The 18,282-nt window shown below is 69.7% G+C and carries 15 protein-coding genes; 5 read left to right on the forward strand and 10 right to left on the reverse strand.

The genetic code is table 11. From position 1 onward, the window contains the following. Window positions 1–4: 4 nt before the first annotated feature. On the forward strand, window positions 5–148 hold the full coding sequence (locus AC16DP_RS41435) for a hypothetical protein (protein ID WP_329727286.1): 144 nt from the start codon (window positions 5–7) through the stop codon (window positions 146–148). 15 nt (window positions 149–163) lie between these two features. Here the strand turns inward: AC16DP_RS41435 and AC16DP_RS41440 are convergent, their stop codons facing one another. Further along, window positions 164–685, reverse strand: coding sequence for a hypothetical protein (locus AC16DP_RS41440; RefSeq protein ID WP_329727285.1), 522 nt, complete (start codon window positions 683–685; stop codon window positions 164–166). Window positions 686–1,499: 814 nt separating this feature from the next. On the opposite strand from AC16DP_RS41440, the gene AC16DP_RS41445 reads away from it, so the two are divergent. Continuing rightward, a complete protein-coding gene (locus AC16DP_RS41445; RefSeq protein WP_329727284.1) occupies window positions 1,500–2,384 on the forward strand; it encodes a hypothetical protein in 885 nt (294 codons plus the stop codon). A 19-nt stretch (window positions 2,385–2,403) separates the two neighbouring features. Here the strand turns inward: AC16DP_RS41445 and AC16DP_RS41450 are convergent, their stop codons facing one another. The 4 genes from AC16DP_RS41450 to AC16DP_RS41465 form a co-directional block, all read right to left on the reverse strand. Next, a complete protein-coding gene (locus tag AC16DP_RS41450; RefSeq protein ID WP_329727283.1) occupies window positions 2,404–3,798 on the reverse strand; it encodes an MFS transporter in 1,395 nt (464 codons plus the stop codon). 39 nt (window positions 3,799–3,837) lie between these two features. Further along, window positions 3,838–4,608: a 3-hydroxybutyrate dehydrogenase gene (locus AC16DP_RS41455; protein ID WP_329727282.1), complete on the reverse strand. Its 771-nt coding sequence runs from the start codon at window positions 4,606–4,608 to the stop codon at window positions 3,838–3,840. A gap of 11 nt (window positions 4,609–4,619) precedes the next feature. Further along, complete coding sequence (locus AC16DP_RS41460) at window positions 4,620–6,032, reverse strand: hypothetical protein (RefSeq protein ID WP_329727281.1); 1,413 nt, start codon at window positions 6,030–6,032, stop codon at window positions 4,620–4,622. 104 nt (window positions 6,033–6,136) lie between these two features. Further along, window positions 6,137–7,573: an esterase/lipase family protein gene (locus AC16DP_RS41465; RefSeq protein WP_483957048.1), complete on the reverse strand. Its 1,437-nt coding sequence runs from the start codon at window positions 7,571–7,573 to the stop codon at window positions 6,137–6,139. Window positions 7,574–7,883: 310 nt separating this feature from the next. Between AC16DP_RS41465 and AC16DP_RS41470 the strand changes: the two genes are divergently transcribed. Further along, window positions 7,884–8,777, forward strand: a complete 894-nt coding sequence (locus tag AC16DP_RS41470; protein ID WP_329727279.1) for an Ig-like domain-containing protein — start codon at window positions 7,884–7,886, stop codon at window positions 8,775–8,777. Between the two features lie 344 nt (window positions 8,778–9,121). Next, the gene (locus tag AC16DP_RS41475; RefSeq protein ID WP_329727278.1) at window positions 9,122–14,095 is read left to right on the forward strand and encodes an ATP-binding protein; all 4,974 of its coding nucleotides are present in this window, start codon (window positions 9,122–9,124) and stop codon (window positions 14,093–14,095) included. Window positions 14,096–14,110: 15 nt separating this feature from the next. On the opposite strand, the gene AC16DP_RS41480 is transcribed toward AC16DP_RS41475, so the two are convergent. The 5 genes from AC16DP_RS41480 to AC16DP_RS41500 all read right to left on the reverse strand — a co-directional run bounded on the left by AC16DP_RS41480 (window position 14,111) and on the right by AC16DP_RS41500 (window position 17,670). Next, window positions 14,111–15,025, reverse strand: a complete 915-nt coding sequence (locus AC16DP_RS41480; protein ID WP_329727277.1) for a class I SAM-dependent methyltransferase — start codon at window positions 15,023–15,025, stop codon at window positions 14,111–14,113. Between the two features lie 244 nt (window positions 15,026–15,269). Continuing rightward, window positions 15,270–15,809 (reverse strand): GspE/PulE/PilB domain-containing protein, encoded by a 540-nt coding sequence (locus AC16DP_RS41485; protein WP_329727276.1) that lies wholly within the window; start codon window positions 15,807–15,809, stop codon window positions 15,270–15,272. Window positions 15,810–16,127: 318 nt separating this feature from the next. After that, window positions 16,128–16,757, reverse strand: coding sequence for a hypothetical protein (locus AC16DP_RS41490; RefSeq protein WP_329727275.1), 630 nt, complete (start codon window positions 16,755–16,757; stop codon window positions 16,128–16,130). 30 nt (window positions 16,758–16,787) lie between these two features. After that, window positions 16,788–17,180 (reverse strand): hypothetical protein, encoded by a 393-nt coding sequence (locus tag AC16DP_RS41495; RefSeq protein WP_329727274.1) that lies wholly within the window; start codon window positions 17,178–17,180, stop codon window positions 16,788–16,790. 163 nt (window positions 17,181–17,343) lie between these two features. Further along, window positions 17,344–17,670: a hypothetical protein gene (locus AC16DP_RS41500; protein WP_329727273.1), complete on the reverse strand. Its 327-nt coding sequence runs from the start codon at window positions 17,668–17,670 to the stop codon at window positions 17,344–17,346. A gap of 109 nt (window positions 17,671–17,779) precedes the next feature. On the opposite strand from AC16DP_RS41500, the gene AC16DP_RS41505 reads away from it, so the two are divergent. Further along, entirely contained in the window at window positions 17,780–18,157 is a 378-nt protein-coding gene (locus tag AC16DP_RS41505) for a SpoIIAA family protein (RefSeq protein WP_329727272.1), read from the forward strand. Window positions 18,158–18,282: the final 125 nt, after the last annotated feature.

Here is an 18,282-nt window from a genome sequence, read left to right on the forward strand (position 1 = left end):
GGGCGTGGGCAACATCATCGAGCTGTCCGACGCGCAGCTCTCCGCCACCAACGCGGCCGTGCAACGCGTCCAGGCCACGTACAACCTGGCCACCGCGCGCACGGAGCTGGCGCGCGCCCTGGGGCGGCGGCCCGGCCCCACCGGGTGAACAATTTCCCATCCTCTACGGCTGGTACGGATAGCGCGCCAGAACCTTCCCGTCCGGGGAGACAGCGTACAATTCGAACCAGTCGGGTGTCGGGCTCACGCCCGCGGCGAAGCGTCCACATCGCTCCGGACGTTGGTTGATACGGACGAAGTAGAGCCCGCCCTGCTCGCCAACGACGGCCTCCAAGGCCTGGGCGGAATAGGTACAACTCCCCGCATACTCCTTCGGGAAGCGAGCCAGCACGTGTTGCATCGCCGCATGTGCCGCGAGCACGGCGGGGCCCTCCAACGTGGCCAACGGACGCACGTCAACAGGCCAGTGAATACCGGCTGCGAAGAGGGGCCTGCGCGCGAAGATGTCCGCATACAGTTCCGAGATGCCGAGCTGGAGACTCGACTCCCCGCGTCCAACTCCGGGGAACTGGATGAGGAACGCCGGTGCTCCCCCGTCCGCCTCCGGAGCGTTGGATGGAGGGGCCTCGCTCCCCCCATCCACCAGAAGCGAAGCAAAGAGGACGAGGTAATTGAGCTTCGACATATCACCACTCGAAGAGGGGGCGGGTTTCTACTTCAACGCGGGGATGCACTTCGGAGAGGCGCCTCCAGGGCTCAGCATGCTGGAGGGCTGAGGCTGACAGGTCGCCTGGAAATCCCAGCGCTTCGAGTCCTCGCTCCATTTGAATACCTCACCCGCTGGATTCCATTTGTAGAAGCGTGGAGTGTCTCGTCGACCCGTGGCGAGCCAATGCCACACCGGAATCAACCCTCCTCGCGAATCACGGACCATCCTGCCACTGGGAGTCGCCCCGTAGGCCACCATCATCCAGACTCCCTCACCTGACTCTACCAGGGGAAAGATGGTCAGATCCGGGCCGCTCATGATCGTTCCGCAGGGGTGGTTGTGAGCGAAGCCGAGAACGGGCAGGTCCGCCCATCAAGGCCTTGAGTGTCGGTACGACCAGGTCATCCGGAATATCGGATGCATCCGAGACCACGGCGGCGATGTCGTCATGCTTCCAGGGTCCAGGTGCCACCGCGAGACCGGGCTCTCCCTCCAGAATGGGTAGCTCGGTTCGCAGGAAGTAGGCTCTTGGCCCTGAGCATGACAGGGAGAGCATGAGTGTCGCGCAGACACCCTGGAGCGGGAGGAGCTTCATCCACGCACAGCCTAGCATCGGCCCTTCGGGTCCCCTCCTCTCCCTCCGGGCCCGGGGTGACGCGCCGCACCAATATGAACAATTTCCCAGATTTCGAGAGGTGTCCGTATTGAACGGAAAATCTTGGTGGTAGGGTTTTCCCCACGCTCGTCTGGAAGACAGGCGGGCGTGAACCCCCCACACAGGAAGTTCCCCATGCACATCCGTACGGCAGTCATCGCGGCGACGGCCACCGCCGCGCTCCTCGTGGCCCCGGAGGCCTCGGCCACCAACTACACGCTGTGGATCCACGGCAAGAATGGCGGCGGTACCCAGCGCGGCAACTACGCCGACTTCTCCAACTGGGGCCCGAGCACCGTCGCGGCCGGCGTGAACAAGAAGGCCGTCAACTGGGATGGCCGGCAGAAGATCTCCGTGGAGAACTTCCGCATCCGTGACGCGCTGGACTGCTTCTGCACCGGCTCCAACTGGTGCTACATCGCCGTGCACAGCGCGGGCAACCTGCAGATCGGCTACGCGCTGTCCCTGTACGGCGGCTCGGCGCGCTACAAGAAGAACGCCGTCCCCAACTCCACGGGCGTGTGCGGCAACACGGACGGCACCACGCAGGTGGGCTGGAACATCAAGTGGGTGGACGTGGCCTCGGGCGCCGGCGGCGGCAGCGAGCTGGCCGACAACGGCGAGTGGGCGACGAGCGATCCCATCGTGGGCGACCTGACCACCAGCACGGCGCGCTCCATGTACAACCACAACACCACGCGCTCCAAGTGGTTCTACATGTTCGCCGCCGCCAAGGGCACGCTCTACTCGGGCATCCTCTCCGGCCAGGATGACGAGGCCGTGGCGTACCACTCCACCGGCGGCGTCTCCGTCAAGGGCGGCTTCTGCAACCCCGGCGACTGGTTCTGCGACGGCACCCTCAACACGGGCACCGCCGCCACCAGCAACGGCAAGGCCAAGTGGAGCTACCACACCGTGCAGTTCCGCGATGACGGCGAGAACCACGACCACTACCAGAACGGCAACTGGGAGAACATCGTCGGCGTGGTGCGCGCCGACATGGCCGCCTACGCCTACTGAGACGCAGGCGGCCTGAAGCTCAGGCCACCTCGCGCCGCTCGCCAGTCCCCTCGGCTCCCGCTGACGGAGCCGGGGGGGCCGGCTCGGAGAGGTGCCCGCGGAACGTCTCGGCGGAGAGGTACACGGAGACGAGGGTGACGAGCGCCAGGCCCACCATGTAGAGCGACACGGGCCAGGGCTTCCCCCCGGTCTGCGACAGCAGGAAGGTGGCGACGAGCGGTGACAGGCCACCGGCGAACACGGAGGCGAGCTGGTAGCCCAGCGAGGCCCCGCTGTAGCGCACGCGCGTACCGAAGAGCTCCGAGAAGAAGCTGGCCTGGGGCCCGTACATGGCCGCGTGGGCGATGATGCCTAGCGAGATGGCCACCACGATGAGGGCCGTGGACTTCGTGTCGATGAGCCAGAAGAAGGGGAAGGCCAGCAGCGCGCAGGCCACGGCACCGCCGAGGTAGACGGGGCGGCGGCCCACCACGTCCGACAGGGCCCCGAAGGCGGGAATGGCCACCAGGTGCACGGTGGTGGCCGCGAGCACGCCGTTGAGCATGGTGGCCTTCTCCAGCTTCAGCTGCTCGACGCCGTAGGTGAGGACGAACGTGGTGACGATGTAGAAGAAGCCGTTCTCCGCGAAGCGCGCGCCCATGGCGAGGAGGATCTGCCGCGGGTAGGTGCGCAGCACCTCGAGGATGGGGAGCTTCTGCGGGCCGGCGCTCTCGGCCTTGGACACCTGGTGGGCGGCCTGCTGCGCGCGGAAGGCGGGGGACTCGGCGACGCTGACGCGGATGAAGACGCCAATGCCGATGAGCACCGCGCTGAAGAGGAAGGGCACGCGCCAGCCCCACGAGACGAACTGCTCCTCGGGCAGCTTCGAGAAGAGGGAGAACACGGCGTTGGCCACCAGCAGGCCCGCGGGCGCGCCCATCTGCGGCCAGCTCCCGTAGAAGCCGCGCCGGTTCGCCGGAGCGTGCTCCACGGCCATCAGCACCGCGCCACCCCACTCGCCGCCCAGGCCGAAGCCCTGGAGGATGCGCAGCAGCACCAGCAGGATGGGCGCCCCCACGCCGATGCTCTCGTAGGTGGGCAGCAGGCCGATGGCGAACGTGGCCAGGCCCATGATCATCAGCGTGGCGCTGAGCATGGACTTGCGCCCGAGCTTGTCGCCGAAGTGCCCGAAGATGATGCCGCCGAGCGGCCGCGCCACGAAGCCCACCGCGAAGGTGGCGAACGCGGCCAGCGTGCCCATCAATGGGTCGAAGGACGGGAAGAAGAGGCGGTTGAAGATGAGCGCCGCCGCCGTCCCGTACAGGAAGAAGTCGTACCACTCCACGGCGGTGCCGATGAAGCTCGCGGCGGCCACCTTCCAGATGTTCGTGTGCTGCTCCTGCGCGGGCGCCTGGGAGGCGTTGGGTACCGTCACGGTCTTTCCCCTGTCATGAAGTGGTACGCGTGCTGCGTTTCAGCGGGCCGTCCAGCCGCAGTCCATCACCTGGGCGGCCCCGGTGATGCCACCCGCGGCCTCCGAGCACAGGAAGGACACGTACGCGGCCACCTCGCTCGGCTCCAGCAGGCGCTTCACCGCCGCGGGGGCCAGCATGACGCGCTCGATGACCTCCGTCTCCGTCATGCCGTGCACGCGGGCCTGGTCGGCGATCTGCTTCTCCACCAGCGGCGTGCGCACGTAGCTGGGGCAGAGGGCGTTGACCGTCACGCCCTTGTCGGCGGCCTCCAGCGCCACCGTCTTCGTCAGCCCCATGAGGCCGTGCTTGGCGGAGACGTAGGCGGACTTGTACGGCGAGGCCACCAGACCGTGCAGCGAGGACACGTTGATGATGCGGCCCCACTTGCGCGCGTACATCAGCGGCAGGGCGTGCTTCGTCAGCACGAAGGGCCCCACCAGCATGATGCGGATCATCTGCTCCCAGCGCTCCTCCGGGAACTCCTCCACCGGAGACACGTGCTGGAGCCCGGCGTTGTTCACCAGGATGTCGAGCCGGTCCCACTCCCGCTGGGCCCGGTCCACCAGGGCCTTGCACTCCTCGCGCGAGGACACGTCGGCCCGCTGCGCGACGGCGCCCGGAATCCCCGCGGCCACCTCGCGCGCACCGGCCTCGTCCAGGTCCGACACCAGCACCCGGGCCCCGCGGGCACCCAGGTCCTCGGCCACCGCCCGGCCAATTCCACTCGCCGCGCCCGTCACGAGCGCGGTCCTTCCCGTCAGCTCTCCCATGGACATCCCTCTCAGAGAATCATGCGCAGCGTGAGGAAGCCCGACAGGTCGCGCTCCTTCAGCTCCGGCTTGCCGTCGATGTCACGCGCGTAGGTGGCCACGCGCGCCCCCAGCGCCACCTGGTCGAACATCCACCATGTCGCGCCCACGTTGAAGTAGGTCATGGCCGTGCGGGTGACGGGCTCGCTGGAGGGCGTGCCGCCAGTGGGGGGCACGAAGGAGGGCGTGTGGTCCGCCACGCGTACGACGTAGAAGCCCACGCCCGAGCGGCCGGAGAGGAAGACATCCAGGCCGCCCGACATCGTGAGCGCGTCGAAGGGCGTCCGCAGCAACTGGTTGCTGTAGCCCGCCACCGAGTTGACGACGTCGTTCTGCACGCGCGCCACGTTGAAGAAGGGCGTCACCTCCACGGGCAGCGCCGGCACCATGCCCTTGAGCTTGAGCTTCACGCCGCCGCGCAGGTTGTAACCCTCCAGGGGCGGATCCTGCGTGGAGGTGGCCTGGTAGTTGATGCTGAAGACCTGGGCCATGGCCTTCACCTCGAACCAGGGGTGCTCGTAGGAGAGCGAGGGGCTGATGACGCGGAAGTGGATGTCGTCATCCGGCTGGCCGTTGCGGAAGTTGCCCAGGGGCCGCTCCCAGAAGCGGCTGTTGCCGCCGAAGGAGCCACCCACCATGAAGGAGGCCGAGGTGCTCAGCGGGTTGGCCTCGGTGTAGCTCAGGCCGGCGGTGAGGCCCCAGCGCGTGTAGCGCGCCTGCACGCCCTGGCCGCGGTTGAAGCCGCTGTAGAGCAACGGGTCACGCGTGTACTTGTCCGCCAGGAGCACGTCGCCCATGTGCGCGGAGAAGTAGTCCACGCTGGCCGGGTCCAGGATGATGCCCGCCTCCACCGTGGCGCCCCAGCGCTGCAGGCGCAGCACCTGGTCACGCACGGACATGGAGGCCGTGCCCTCCCAGATGCCCGAGCCGTGGTTGCGGATGTTGCGCTCGAACTCGCTGCGGAAGGTGACGTAGGGCCCCAGCCGTCCCTCGGCGCCGAAGCGCGCGATGGCCACCGTGGTGATGCGGCTCTCCTTCTCCGGGTTGGGGTTCACCAGCAGGTTCTCCGACTGGAGACCGCCCGCGATGGAGAGCACCGGGCTGATGAAGTACGTGTCGCTGCCCAGGGCGAAGAGGGGCCGGGTCGCGGGCGTCGGCGCCCCCAGCACCAGCGCCGTCGGGTCCTGCTTCGCCTCGGCATCCGGCTTCGCGGGAGCCTGCGGCGTGAGGGCGGGAGCGGCGGGAGCGGCCTGCGTGACGGGCGCGTCGGCGGACGCCGGAGCGGCGGCCTCGGCGGTCTGGGCGTGGGCGGAAGCCGACAGCAGCGCGGACGCCAGCGTGCACACGAGCGCCACGCGAGACGCGGTGGGGAGAGAGGAAGTCATGGGGGGGAGAGAACTTTCTTGGGGGCTGCTCTCCAGAAGGGGAACCGCCGCCCGCGCGGCAGCCACGGGCGCGGGCGGCGGAGCAAGACGGACAGGGACCGCGGCTACTTCGCCAGATAGCCCATGGTGAGCTTCAGGCCCGCCGCCGAGCGCAGGGAGCCGAAGTGGTTGGCGATGAAGCCCTTGTTGAAGTAACCGCTGGTGTCGTAGTCGTTGAGCGTCGTCAGCTTGTTCACCGAGCAGTCCGCCAGGTCGATGCGCGAGGCGGACTCGGACACGTACAGGTCCTGGTAGTTGGCGCCCTGGTCGATGTCCGTCATGGTGATGGTGTAGTACTTCACCACGTTGCCGCCGCACTGGCCCGTCTTGCCGAAGGCGTAGTCACCATCCGCGCACGGCGTGGCGAACAGGTCGCGGGGGCCGTTGAGCGGCTTGTGGAAGTACGTCTGCTGGTAGTTGGTGCGGCTGCCCATCTCGCACACGATGGTGCCACGCATGGTGCGGTTGTTGGCGCACAGGGAGCTGGGCGGATCGAAGGTGGACACGCCGTGGTTGGCGCCCGAGCCGAGGATGACGTGGCTCACCCGCGTGAAGGGGTTGATGGACTCCGGCTTGCCGTCCACGTAGTCCACGTACAGCCGGCGCAGCGCATCCCGCACCACCGTCACGCCCAGCGAGTGGCCGATGATGGCCACCTTGCGGTTGGGGTTGTTGAGCATCACCGCCTTGATGAGGGACTGGAGGATGGGCGTGGACCAGCCATGGTCGATGTTGCCCGCCGCGTTCTCCGTGCTGCTGTTGGCGGTGGGATCCACGGTGGCGACCAGGTCCGTGCGGAAGTCCACCGCGATGACGCGGTAGCGCTCGGCGATCAGCGCCTCGGCCAGCTGCACCCGCGCCTCGGTGTCCGGGTTGAACTGCACCTTCTCGAAGGCGGAGTTGATGGTGGTGCCCGCTGGCAGGAGGAACTTCTCCCAGGAGTGCGGCCGGGTGGAGTTGCCGTGCACCAGGATGACGATGGGCTTGGAGGTGTCCTCGTTGCTCTGGGTGTACTCCTTGGCGGCGCAGTTGTAGCCGGGGATGCGGGCCACGTCCCCGTCGATGTGGTTGGCCGCCTTGTTGGGACCCCCGAAGACGCCGTCCCCGGTCCACTTGCCGTCGTTGTTGCCGTCCGTGTACGGCGTGGAGCCGGCCGTGTTGTTCTTGTCGTAGTAGAGGTTCTCGATGGAGCAGCCGGGGTGGTTGCTCAGCGGGCGGTACTTGCCGTCGTACTGCGTGTACGTCGCGGGCGTCTGGCGCTCCGTGAGCGAGGGCTCGGCCATCTCGGGCGCGTCGCGGAAGGACCAGCTGGCCACGTCCACTCCAGCGGCCACCAGCTCGTCGTGACGGGCGGAGATCTGCTTCTTGCACGCCTCCACCGACACGACAGCCTCCTCCTCCCCGTTACCATTGCCGTTGCCGTTGGGCTTCTCGCACGCCAGCAGCGCGCACGCCGCGAGACCGGTCGCGTAGAAACGGAGGGAGAACCTGGACATCCTCATGTATGGCTCCTGTGGAGAAGACGAGAGGCGTGGGGGACTGCATGGGTCGGGTAGCGCCTGCTCGAGCCGGCCGTCGGGGCGGCGGCGGCATACTACCGTAACATGAAGCCGGACTCATGTTTGTATGATGCCCGGTTCAGGTTCTCCCCACCGCCCGTCCTTGACGTCACGCGTCATGCTCGGCGGTTCAACCTGATGCCGGGTTCATGTCTTCATGATGCTAGCTTCATGTTCGCAAGGGTTTGACATTGCGCGTCATGGACGGAGGGATTCCCTTACACAAATCCGGATAAGGAGCATTCAAGGAATTGTGTTAAACCTCACCCGCGCGAAGGCGTGGGTGGACAGCATCTCCGTGGGCCCGCCGACGGCCTCGTCCGACACCACGCCTCCCACGGTGAACATCACCGCCCCGGCCAACGCCGCCACCGTCAGCGGCACCGTGGACGTAACGGCGAGCGCCTCGGATGCCGTGGGTGTGAAGAAGGTCGAGTTCTACGTCGACGGCTCGCTGGCGGACACCGACACGGCGGCCCCGTATGTCTTCACCTGGAACACGGCGGGCGTGGCCAACGGCAGCCACTCGATCATGGCCAAGGCCTATGACGCCGCCAACAACGTGAGCACGGACAACGACACCTCGGTCACCGTGAGCAACACCAGCGGCGGGACCACGACCGTGTCCTTCTCCAGCATCGCGGCGGATGACGGGTACGTGAAGGCCAACGCGGATGGGACCTCGCCCGCGGTGGGCACCATCAGCACGCCGGCCATCGGCAAGGGCACGGACGCGAAGCTCAACCGGGCCTTCTTCTCGTTCGACACCTCGGCGCTGCCGGACACCGCCACCCTCGTGCGCGCCTCGCTCAAGGTGACGCTGTCCTCCTCCGCCGGTGACCCGTGGGCCGACCCCGCCGCCGGCAACACGCTCGTCATCGACCTGAAGAACGGAGTGTTCGGCACCAGCGCCGCCACGGAGACCGCCGACTACGCCGCGGCCGCCTCCGCCTCGGCCGTTGCCGAGCTCATCAAGTTCACCACCGGCACGCAGAGCTCGGCGGACTTCAACGCCTCGGGACTGGCCTCCCTCAACAAGACGGGCAAGACGCAGGCCCGCCTCCAATTCAAGCAGAACCCCTCGGGCACCTCGTACCTCTTCCTCACCGAGGGCACCGGCGCCACGCTGACGGTGGAGTACAAGTAGAAGCCACACGCGCCTACGGCACGGCCGCCGGCAACCACGACGGCCGCAACTACCGCGTGGTGAACAACACCGTCACCCGATGAGGCGCCGAATCATTCAAAGGACGGGCCTCGAGCCAGACTCCGGGGCCCGCCCGCTCCTCTGCTCTCCAGACGACAGCACGGGCGTACGGGCCCCTCCCCGGGGGGATGCGGAAGCGAGCCCGCCTGCTCATTTGAAGCACCCTACCCTCTGGCGCATGAGCCGCCTCGCCCCCCTTGGCACCGCACTCGGCGGTCCCAAGCTTGTCGATGACGCGCCGACCCCACCACCGTAGGTGGTGCGACCAGAGGGGGAGGGCATTGATGGCGGAGGGCTACGAACAGGCTGGACCCTCTCTGGAAGGGGCGCATCCCGGCAGGCGGCTGGGCAACCGCTTTGAGTTGACCCAACGCATCAAGCAGGGCCGTGGCATCACCACGTGGCTCGGGGTGGACCTGCATACCGGGGCCCGGCTCGTCATCAAGACGACATCCGCCCTCTCCCTGGTCCCCACCGCCCGCCAGCGCCTGGAGCACGAGGCCGGTGTGCTGCGCTCCCTGCACAGCCCCTACCTCGTCCCCGTCCTGCACTTCGGCTCCGGGGGAGACCTGCTCTTCCTGGCGACGCCCTTCGTGGCCGGAGTGTCGCTCCAGGAACGGCTCGCCAGTGGCACCCTGTCCGTCCCCGAGGCGCTCATCGTGGGCCAGTGTGTCCTGGCCGCCCTCGCGGAGACGCACGCCCACGGCATCCTCCACCGGGATGTGAAGCCCTCCAACATCATCGTCGAGGGCCGCCCCACCCTCACCCGCGCCACGCTGGTGGACTTCGGCCTGGCGCGCAGTGAACGGTTGGACCCGTCCCTGCGCGACCTGCCCGTGGGCACCGCGCGCTACCTCTCGCCCGAGCAGGCCGGGCTCCTCAACCGTCCGGTGGAGGCCACTTCGGACCTGTACGCGGTGGGCGCCGTCCTCTTCGAGGCGCTCGCCGGCCACCCGGCCTTCGACGGCACCTCCGTGGGCGAGGTGTTGCGCCAGCACCTCACCACCCGGCCCCGCCTGCGCACCACCGGCGTGGAGGTGCCCCGCGCGCTGGAGGAGGTCGTCTCGCGGCTGCTACAGACGGACCCGCAGGACCGCTACCAGTCCGCCGAGTCCGCGCGCGAGGACCTGCGCGCCATCGAGGCGGCCCTGGCCCGGGGTGAGCTGGACCCCGAGCTGGTGGCGGGCGCCCACGACATGCGCCACAGCCTCACCGAGCCCTCCTTCGTGGGCCGGCACGAGGAGCTGGCGCTGCTGGAGCGCGAGCTGGAGCGCGCCCGCACGGAGCCGGGGCGGCTGCTGGTGGTGGAGGCCGAGAGCGGCGGCGGCAAGAGCCGGCTGCTGGAGGAGTTCGCCACGCGCGCGCGCCAGCACCGGGCCTGGCTGCTGCAGGGACAGGCCGTGGCCCAGTCCGCGCAACGGCCCTTCCAGCTCTTCGTGGACGTGGCCTCGGGCATCGCGTCAGCGGCCCTGGAGCGGCCCGCCCTGGCGGAGCTGCTGCGCGAGCGGTTGCAGGAGCAGGCCGCCTCGGTGTGCACGGTGCTGCCGCAGTTGCAGCCGGTGCTGCGTCCCGCGCAGCAGGGCCTGGGCCCCGAGTCCCTGGGCGAGAGCCGCGGCGTCTGGGCCCTCACCACGCTGCTGGGCGCGCTGGGCACGGAGGCGGAGCCCGCGGTGGTGCTGCTCGAGGACTGTCAGTGGGCGGATGAGCCGACGCTCCGGTCGCTGGAGAGCTGGCAGCAGGCGCGCCGCACCGTGGGTGGACACGTGATGATCATCGTGTCCTTCCGCAGCGAGGAGGTGGGCCCCGGGCACGTGCTGCGGCGGCTCAACCCGGCGGCGCACCTGCGGCTGACGGCCTTCGGGCCCGCGGACGTGGCGCGCATGCTGGAGTCCATGGCCGGCACGCTGCCGCGCGAGGCGATGGAGCTGGTGGTGCGCCTGTCCGAGGGCAATCCCTTCATGGCCTCGGCGGTGCTGCACGGGCTGGTGGAGGACGGCGCGCTGGTGCCGGGCCCCCGGGGCTGGCAGGTGGAGCCCGAGGCCATGGCGCACGTGCGCTCCTCGAGACAGGCGGCCTCCTTCCTGGTGCGCCGGCTGAAGCTGCTGCCGCCGGAGTCCCTGCGCCTGCTGTCGGTGGGCGCGGTGCTGGGCAAGAACTTCGACCTGGAGCGGGTGGCGAGCCTGTCCGGCACGCCGCGCGAGCGCGTGGTGGCGGGGCTGGTGGAGCCGCGGCGCCGGCACATGCTGTGGGAGGGCACGGGCGGCCGCTACACCTTCGTCCACGACAAGCTGCGCGAGGCGCTGCTGAGCCTGCTCAAGCCCGAGGAGCGCCGGGAGCTGCACCGGCTGGCGGCGCGCGCCATCGCGGCCAACCCACCGGCGGACCCCTTCGAGCTGGCCTACCACTTCGACGCCGCGGGCGAGTACACCCAGGCCCTGCCCTACGCGCTGGTGGCCGCCGAGCGGGCCCGGCAGCAGTTCGCCCTGGAGACGGCGGAGCACAACTACCGCATCGCCGAGCGCGGCGCGGCCGGGGCCGACCCGGGCATCCGCTTCCGCATCAGCGCCGGCTTCGGTGACGTGCTCATGCTGCGCGGCCGCTACGACGCCGCCCAACAGCAGCTCTCGCTCGCCCAGTCGCTCGCCCATGACCGGCTGGACCAGGCCCGCACGCTGGCCAAGCTGGGAGAGCTGGCCTTCCGGCGCGGCAACGTGGACGAGGGCAACGCGGCCATGGAGCAGGCCCTCCGGCTGCTCGGCCGCTTCATGCCCCGCTCGTCCGCGGCCCTGAGCCTGGCGGCCCTCTGGGAGGTCGGCGTCCAGGCGGGCCATACCCTGCTGCCCCGGCTCTGGTTGGCACGCCGTCCCCTCGAGCAGAGCGAGGAGGACCTGCTCGCCGTCCATATCTACAGCCGGCTGGCCTACAGCTACTGGTACCTGCGCGGCCGCATGGCCGTCCTCTGGGCCCACTTGAGAGACCTCAACATCGCCGAACGCTACCCGCCCACGCCCGAGCTGGCCCAGGCCTACTCGGAGCACTCACCCGCGATGACCACCCTGCCCTGGTACCGCCGGGCCAACGCCTACTCGGAGAAGTCCCTGGCCATGCGCCGGGAGATGGGCGACGTGTGGGGACAAGGACAAACGTTGCATTTCTACGCCCTGGCCCTCTACGCGGAGAGCCGTTTCGAGGAGAGCATCGAGAAGTGCCGCGAGGCGGTGCGGCTGCTGGACCGGACCGGAGACCGCTGGGAGGTCAACAACGCCACCTTCAACACCATCATGTGCCTGTACCGGCAGGGGAAGTTGAAGGAAGCGCTGGAGGCCAGCCAACGGCTGCATGGCGACGCACTGGCCATTGGAGACCGGTACGCGGTGCGGCTGGCGTTGGAGGCCTGGGGCAAGGCCTCCGGAGGCCGCATCCCCCGCGGGCTGCTCGAGGGGGAGATCTCCAACCCGGAGGCGGATCCGCAATCGCACTCGGGCGTGCTCCAGGCGGAGGCCATCCGCCAGTTGCGCGAGGGGGACGCCGAGGGCGCGGTGGCCACGCTGGAGGAGGCACAGCGCATCGCCGAGGCGGCCCACCTGCATTCGGAGTACGTGGCGCCCATTCCGGGCTGGCTGGCCACCGCGCTGCGCCAGCGCGTCGAGCAGGTGTCCTCGCTGGCGCCCCATGAGCGCAAGGCGCTGCTGAAGCGGGCCGAGCACGTGGCCCGGCGCGCGCACGACGTGGCGAACACCTACCGCAACAACCTCCCGCACGCCCTGCGCGAGCGGGCCCTGCTGGCGGCCATGTCCGGCCATGCGCGCCGCGCGCGCCGCTGGTTGGAGCAGAGCCTGAACGTGGCCAACGAGCTGGGCATGCGCCACGAGCGCGCCCAGACGCTGCTGGCGCGTGGGCAGGTGGGCCGGGCACTCGGCTGGCCGGGCGCCGCCACGGACCAGGAGACGGCCACCCGCGAGCTGCAGGAACTGGAGCAGGGACTGGGCCAGGAGGGCCCCGGGAGCTCGGAGCGCTCGGACACGCTGTCCCTGGCGGACCGCTTCCCCCGCGTGCTGGACGCGGGCCGGCGCATCGCCTCCGCCCTCACCCGCGAGGCGGTGTTCGACGCCGCGCGCCGCTCCATGATGGAGTTGCTGCGCCCGGAGCACTGCGTGGTGTTCGACCCGGAGGCGCTGCTGCCCGAGGACGAGCTGGCCGCGGCGGGCGTGGGCCGGACCGCCATCGCCCGGACGCTGGAGACGGGGCGTCCGGCGGTGATGGGCCAGGGCATGCCCGGTGGCGTCAGCGAGAGCATGGAGCTGCTCGGCGTGCGCTCGCTGCTGTGCGCCCCCATCCAGGTGCGCGGCAAGACGGTGGCCTGCGTGTGCGTCAGCCACCGGCAGGTGGGCGAGCTCTTCGGCGAGGACGAGGAGCGGCTGGCCTCCTTCGTCTGCATCCTGGCGGGCGCCGCCCTGGAGAACGCCGAGGGCTTCGAGCGCATGGCCGCCCTCTCCGAGGAGCGGGGCCGGCTCTACCGCGAGGAGCAGGAGGCGGTGCGCCGCCGCGATGACTTCCTCTCCATCGCCGCGCACGAGCTGAAGACGCCCCTCACCTCGCTGCAGCTCCACATCCAGGGCCTCATGTCCCAGGTGCGCCAGGGGCTGGAGCGGCTGCCCCCGGAGCGGCTCGGCGCCAAGCTGGAGTCCGCCAACCTCCAGACGCAGCGCCTGGGCAAGCTGGTGAACGAGCTGCTGGACATCTCGCGCATCGCCCAGGGGCAGATGCTGGGCAAGCTCGAGGACGTGGACCTGGTGCACCTGGTGCGCGGGGTGGTGGAGCGCTCGCGCGAGGCGCTCAACCGCGCCGAGTGCGACCTGCGGCTGAACCTGCCCGCCTCCATCGTGGGCCACTGGGACGCCATGCGGCTGGAGCAGGTGGTGGTCAACCTGCTCACCAACGCGACGAAATATGGCGCGGGCCGGCCCATTGAAATCACCGTCGAGGGCGACGCCACCCAGGCGCGCCTGCGTGTGCGAGACGAGGGCATCGGCATCGCCGAGGAGGACGCGGCACGCATCTTCGAGCGCTTCGAGCGCGCCGTGTCCGTGCGCCACTACGGTGGCTTCGGCATCGGGCTGTGGATCGTCCGGGAGATCGTCCAGGCGCTGGGCGGCACCATCGAGGTGGAGAGCGCCCTGGGCAAGGGCGCCACCTTCACCGTCACGCTGCCCCGCCACGGCCCCGAGGAGCCGCGCGAGGCGCATGAGACGCACTAGCCGGCGCCCCCGCCCTCAACGGCGGGTGAGCGACAGGTAGATGACGTTGTCCACGCTGTCGCGGAAGAGCTTCACCTCGGCCAGCTCCGAGGGATCGATCTCCGCGGTGAGGGCCCTCATCTGGTTCTCGTCGCGGTAGACGAGCCACCAGTCCATGAAGGCCTCCATGTACCCCGTCTCGGGAGGGAAGACGGCGAAGTTGGCCACCAGCAGCTTCCCGCCCGAGCGCAGCATGTGGAAGAGCAGCCGGGTGAGCCGCGCGGCGGTGCCCTCGGCCAGGTAGTCGTACAGGCCGGCCGAGTAGACGAAGTCCATGTCCCGGAAGGACGTCTTCCCCAGGAGCATGGAGCGCACCGAGCCGCACACCGTCCGCACCGGGCCGGTGGGGAACACCCGGGCGATCTCCGCCAGGCAGAGCGGATCCTGATCGAAGGCAATCAGCTCGCCGAGCCGGTGGTCTCGCACGGCCGTGGACAGCTCCGCCTCGCGCAGGTGGCCACACGCCACGGAGAGGATGCGCGGCAGGTGCACGCGCTCGGCGGTGGCGTCGAGCTCCGCCGCCAGCAACTCACGCCGCTCGCGCACGCTGCGCGCGCTCGGCTGGTCATGCATGTAGCGGTAGATTTCGCGGCCCTGGTACTCCAGGCCGTCCACGTGCGCGTGGTCGTTGTAGAGGTAGTCGATGAGCTCGGCGTCCCCCGCGTAGCCACGTGGACGTTCGAACGCGTGACGGGTGAAGGGACACTGGTGGATGACTTCGCGCAACGGGTGGGTGCGCACGGCTTCCAGACAGAAGCGCCGCCACTCCTCCCTGTCCCATTTGCGGCGCAGCGTCCGCAGTCCCCGGTGCAGGGACTCCATGCCGGACTGCACGTCTCCGCCCTGGGTGATTTGCGCGTGGACGTCATCCAGCCACGACGTGGCCCGCACAAAGGCATCACTCCAATCGACCCACTCCATCACAGGCGAGGCCAATTTGTTCCGCGGGTTGGGGGCATGACCAGGAGAAACAGCATCGCTCGAAGAGGAGGGAGGTCCTTCCATCGCCACCAAAACGAAGAGACCTTCCACTCCCTTCCCTTGGAGTGGGCCACCGGCCCTGTGCTGCCCTGGTGGGCAGGAAGGCGTGTGATCCAAAATGGAAGGCGTCGCGGAACGCTCTACATACACCGGCTCACAGCGCGAAATAGTCCCGGGTGATGTTCAAGCGCACGTGTGCGTCCTCGGGGTTCAGCTCGATGGAGCGCACGCGCGAGTGCGTGGCGAGGATGCCCACGCGCCGCAGCAGGTGCTCGATGTCCTCGGCGAGCGCGAGCACCGGGCGCACGGAGCAGCCGGTGGCGAAGGACATGTCATCGAGCTTCACCAGGTTGCCCGGCTCGCTGGTGGCCACGAAGACGGTGCCGCGCACCTCGTCCCGCCACTCCACCCGCAACGGGCACATCCGCAGGCGCTCGAGCACCCGCGGCGGCACGCACCGCACCATGCCTTCGGGAACGCGCTCCAGTCCCTCGCGGCGGATGAAGGGGACCTGGAGCTGACGAGCCAACGAGATGAGCAGCTGCTCCGGCCCGAGCAGTCCCATCCGCACCGCGGCCTCCCCCAACCTGCACCGCCACCGCGCCTGGAAGGCGAGCGCCGTCTCCACCTGCGCCGACGCCAACAGCCCGCTCGCTACCCACAGCTCGCCCAGCCGCATCCGCCGCACGCCCACGACCACCCCCCACGCCGCACGCCCCCAACACACTGCACGCGCTCGGGCGCCCCCCAGCCCCACACCACCCCGACCCGCCCGAGCGCTCCCGGCCCCAATCCCCTCAACCCACCCCCGACCCCCAACCCGTGCGCTTCTCATTGCGCGTCGCGTGCCACGCCCCACCTCATGGATTCCAAGGGGTTGGGCTCCTCGCCCCGAGGGGCCCCGCCGGTAAGCGGGAAGAAATTCAGGGGTGGGAGGGAGGGAAATCGGGAGGGCCGCTCCCCGTAGGTAGAGTGTCCGGCAGGCGATTCATCTTACGAGAGGGCCGGGCCGTCACCACGTCACGCCGAGGTTGAGCGTGCCGGAATAACGGCCCGCCTTGCCGATGGTGAGCGCCGGGGGCTCGCCCACGTTGGACACGGGCGCGCCGGTGGCGTAGCGCTGATCGAAGAGGACGGTGTAGTTGAGGCGCGCGTCCGCGGTGAGGCCCCGCCAGGACGCGCGCACGCCGGCTCCGAGCGGGACATTGCCCACGAGGTCATCACCGAAACCCCGCACGGTGCCGCGGATGTTGTAGACGCTGAGGCCCAGGCCGCCCATCAGGTAGGGCCGCACCACCGAGTGGAGGAGGCCCACGGTGGCCGCCGCGTGGACGCCGTGGCGCACCAGCTCCACGCCATCCGCCGAGGCCTGGGGAGCGCGCGTGTCGAGCCCGTTCACCGCGCCCGAGAAGCCCACCTCCAGGCCCACGTCCAGCACGCCCAGCAACGGAGGGGGCAGCACGTCCAGCATCACCCCGTACGTGACCCCCGGGTCGATGAGCGGCGCCAGGTCGAGGGTGTAGCCCTCCACGCCGGCCCCCGCGGTGACGGACAGCTCGCGCAGATGGGACCAGGGCGCCGCCCCCGCCACCTGGCTCCCCACGCCGAGCGCGAGGAGCACTCCCCACCCCGCTCGCCGCATTCCCGCTCCCACCCGGACGCCCGCGCCAGGCTAGTGGCCGAGGAGCTCGGCCTTCTGCTTCACCTCTTCCGCCTTCTGGCCCGTGAGGAGCTCCACCTTGTACGTCTTCTCGGCGCCCGCGGCCGGCTCGAAGCTCACGCGCACCGGCGTGCCCTCGTTGATGTCATCCCACGTCACCAGCTGCCCGTCGCGCTCCAGCTTCGTGTCCGGGGTGAGGGCGAACCACACCTCCTGCGCGGCCGGCTCGCTCACGCTCTTCACGGCGATGCGGTGGGCGTCCTTGTCGATGTTCGTCACCACGCCCTCTTCCTTCTGCGAGAGGCCGGGCACCGCGGACTCGACATCCCGCGCCGCCTCCTTCGGCCCCGCGCACCCCGCGCCGCCCAGCACCGCCGCCAGCATGACCGCTCCCAAGACCTTCACTCGCGTCCCCATACGCAACCTCCGGGCACGGCTCCCGGCCCGGCACGAGCCGAGCCCGGGGCCTGTGCGAAGCTATGAACCCGGGAAGGGGGGCGCCAAGAACACCCCCGCCCCTGCGGCCCACGGCTCGCCCACCGGGGCGTAGGACAGGCAGGCCACCGGGCTACGCCCGGAGCGGCTCCACGCTCTCGGGGCACTGCCAGTACGTGTACTCGCACGTGGCCGCGGCGGGGTCACACGGCACCTGCATCACCGTGATGAGCTCGCACGGGTGCGCCGGGACGCCGGGCTCCAGGCCCGGCCCCCCCTGCGGCGACGGGGGAACCGCGGCCTCGTTGCCGCCGATGAACCGCTCCGTCCGCCGCGACGCACCGCCCCGCGACTCCTCCTCCCGCTTCTGCCCGGAAGGCGCCCACGGGGAGCACGTCACCGGAAACAGGGCCGGCAGAGACCCCAACACCGCACTCAGCACATACAGCTTCTTGTTCATGACGCTCCCCCTTCCTGGCCGCGAGTGGCCCGGTTCCAGGGACGTCCGGGGCCCGGGGAGCTGACGGGGTTTTCGACCTGGGCCTGTCTGAGGCTAGAGTGCGCCCCGCATGCCCTTTCAGATCAACGTCTACGAGGCAGACCGCATCATCGACGTCGTCTATCCCCCGCAGCCCACGGCGGAGGACGTGACGGACTACCTCAAGCGCATCCGCGAGACGATCATCCGCATGGGCGGCCCCTGGAGCGCGCTGGTGGACCAGGGGCAGCTGCGCGTGATGCCGCCGGAGATGGTGGCCACCATGGCCAGCCTCAACGCCTACGCGCAGCTGCACGGGATGAAGCGCTCGGCGCGCGTGGTGAGCGATGCCGCCTCCGGCCTCCAGGCCTGGCGCATGACGAAGCAGGCCATGCTCACCATCCCCACGCGCACCTTCGAGACGCGCGAGGCCGCCCTGGCCTGGCTGCGCAACCCCGACGACGAGTAGCCCGCCGCCCCCGCGGGACGGCCTCGCACGCACGCTCCGTCAAACGTATGCCCTCGTAGGGTTTATTTGAGGCATCATGGGGTTGCCCGGCTTCCGAGTCTGGCGCGTTTTCTCACCCCCCCAAG

This window comes from Archangium sp. (assembly GCF_057119385.1).

Excerpts from the sequence above, each read along its gene's own strand:
- AC16DP_RS41440 (WP_329727285.1), bottom strand. The coding sequence starts at position 685 with ATGTCGAAGCTCAATTACCTCGTCCTCTTTGCTTCGCTTCTGGTGGAT.
- AC16DP_RS41445 (WP_329727284.1), top strand. The coding sequence starts at position 1,500 with ATGCACATCCGTACGGCAGTCATCGCGGCGACGGCCACCGCCGCGCTC.
- AC16DP_RS41455 (WP_329727282.1), bottom strand. The coding sequence starts at position 4,608 with ATGGGAGAGCTGACGGGAAGGACCGCGCTCGTGACGGGCGCGGCGAGT.
- AC16DP_RS41460 (WP_329727281.1), bottom strand. The coding sequence starts at position 6,032 with ATGACTTCCTCTCTCCCCACCGCGTCTCGCGTGGCGCTCGTGTGCACG.
- AC16DP_RS41465 (WP_483957048.1), bottom strand. The coding sequence starts at position 7,573 with ATGAGGATGTCCAGGTTCTCCCTCCGTTTCTACGCGACCGGTCTCGCG.
- AC16DP_RS41475 (WP_329727278.1), top strand. The coding sequence starts at position 9,122 with ATGGCGGAGGGCTACGAACAGGCTGGACCCTCTCTGGAAGGGGCGCAT.
- AC16DP_RS41490 (WP_329727275.1), bottom strand. The coding sequence starts at position 16,757 with ATGCGGCGAGCGGGGTGGGGAGTGCTCCTCGCGCTCGGCGTGGGGAGC.
- AC16DP_RS41500 (WP_329727273.1), bottom strand. The coding sequence starts at position 17,670 with ATGAACAAGAAGCTGTATGTGCTGAGTGCGGTGTTGGGGTCTCTGCCG.
- AC16DP_RS41505 (WP_329727272.1), top strand. The coding sequence starts at position 17,780 with ATGCCCTTTCAGATCAACGTCTACGAGGCAGACCGCATCATCGACGTC.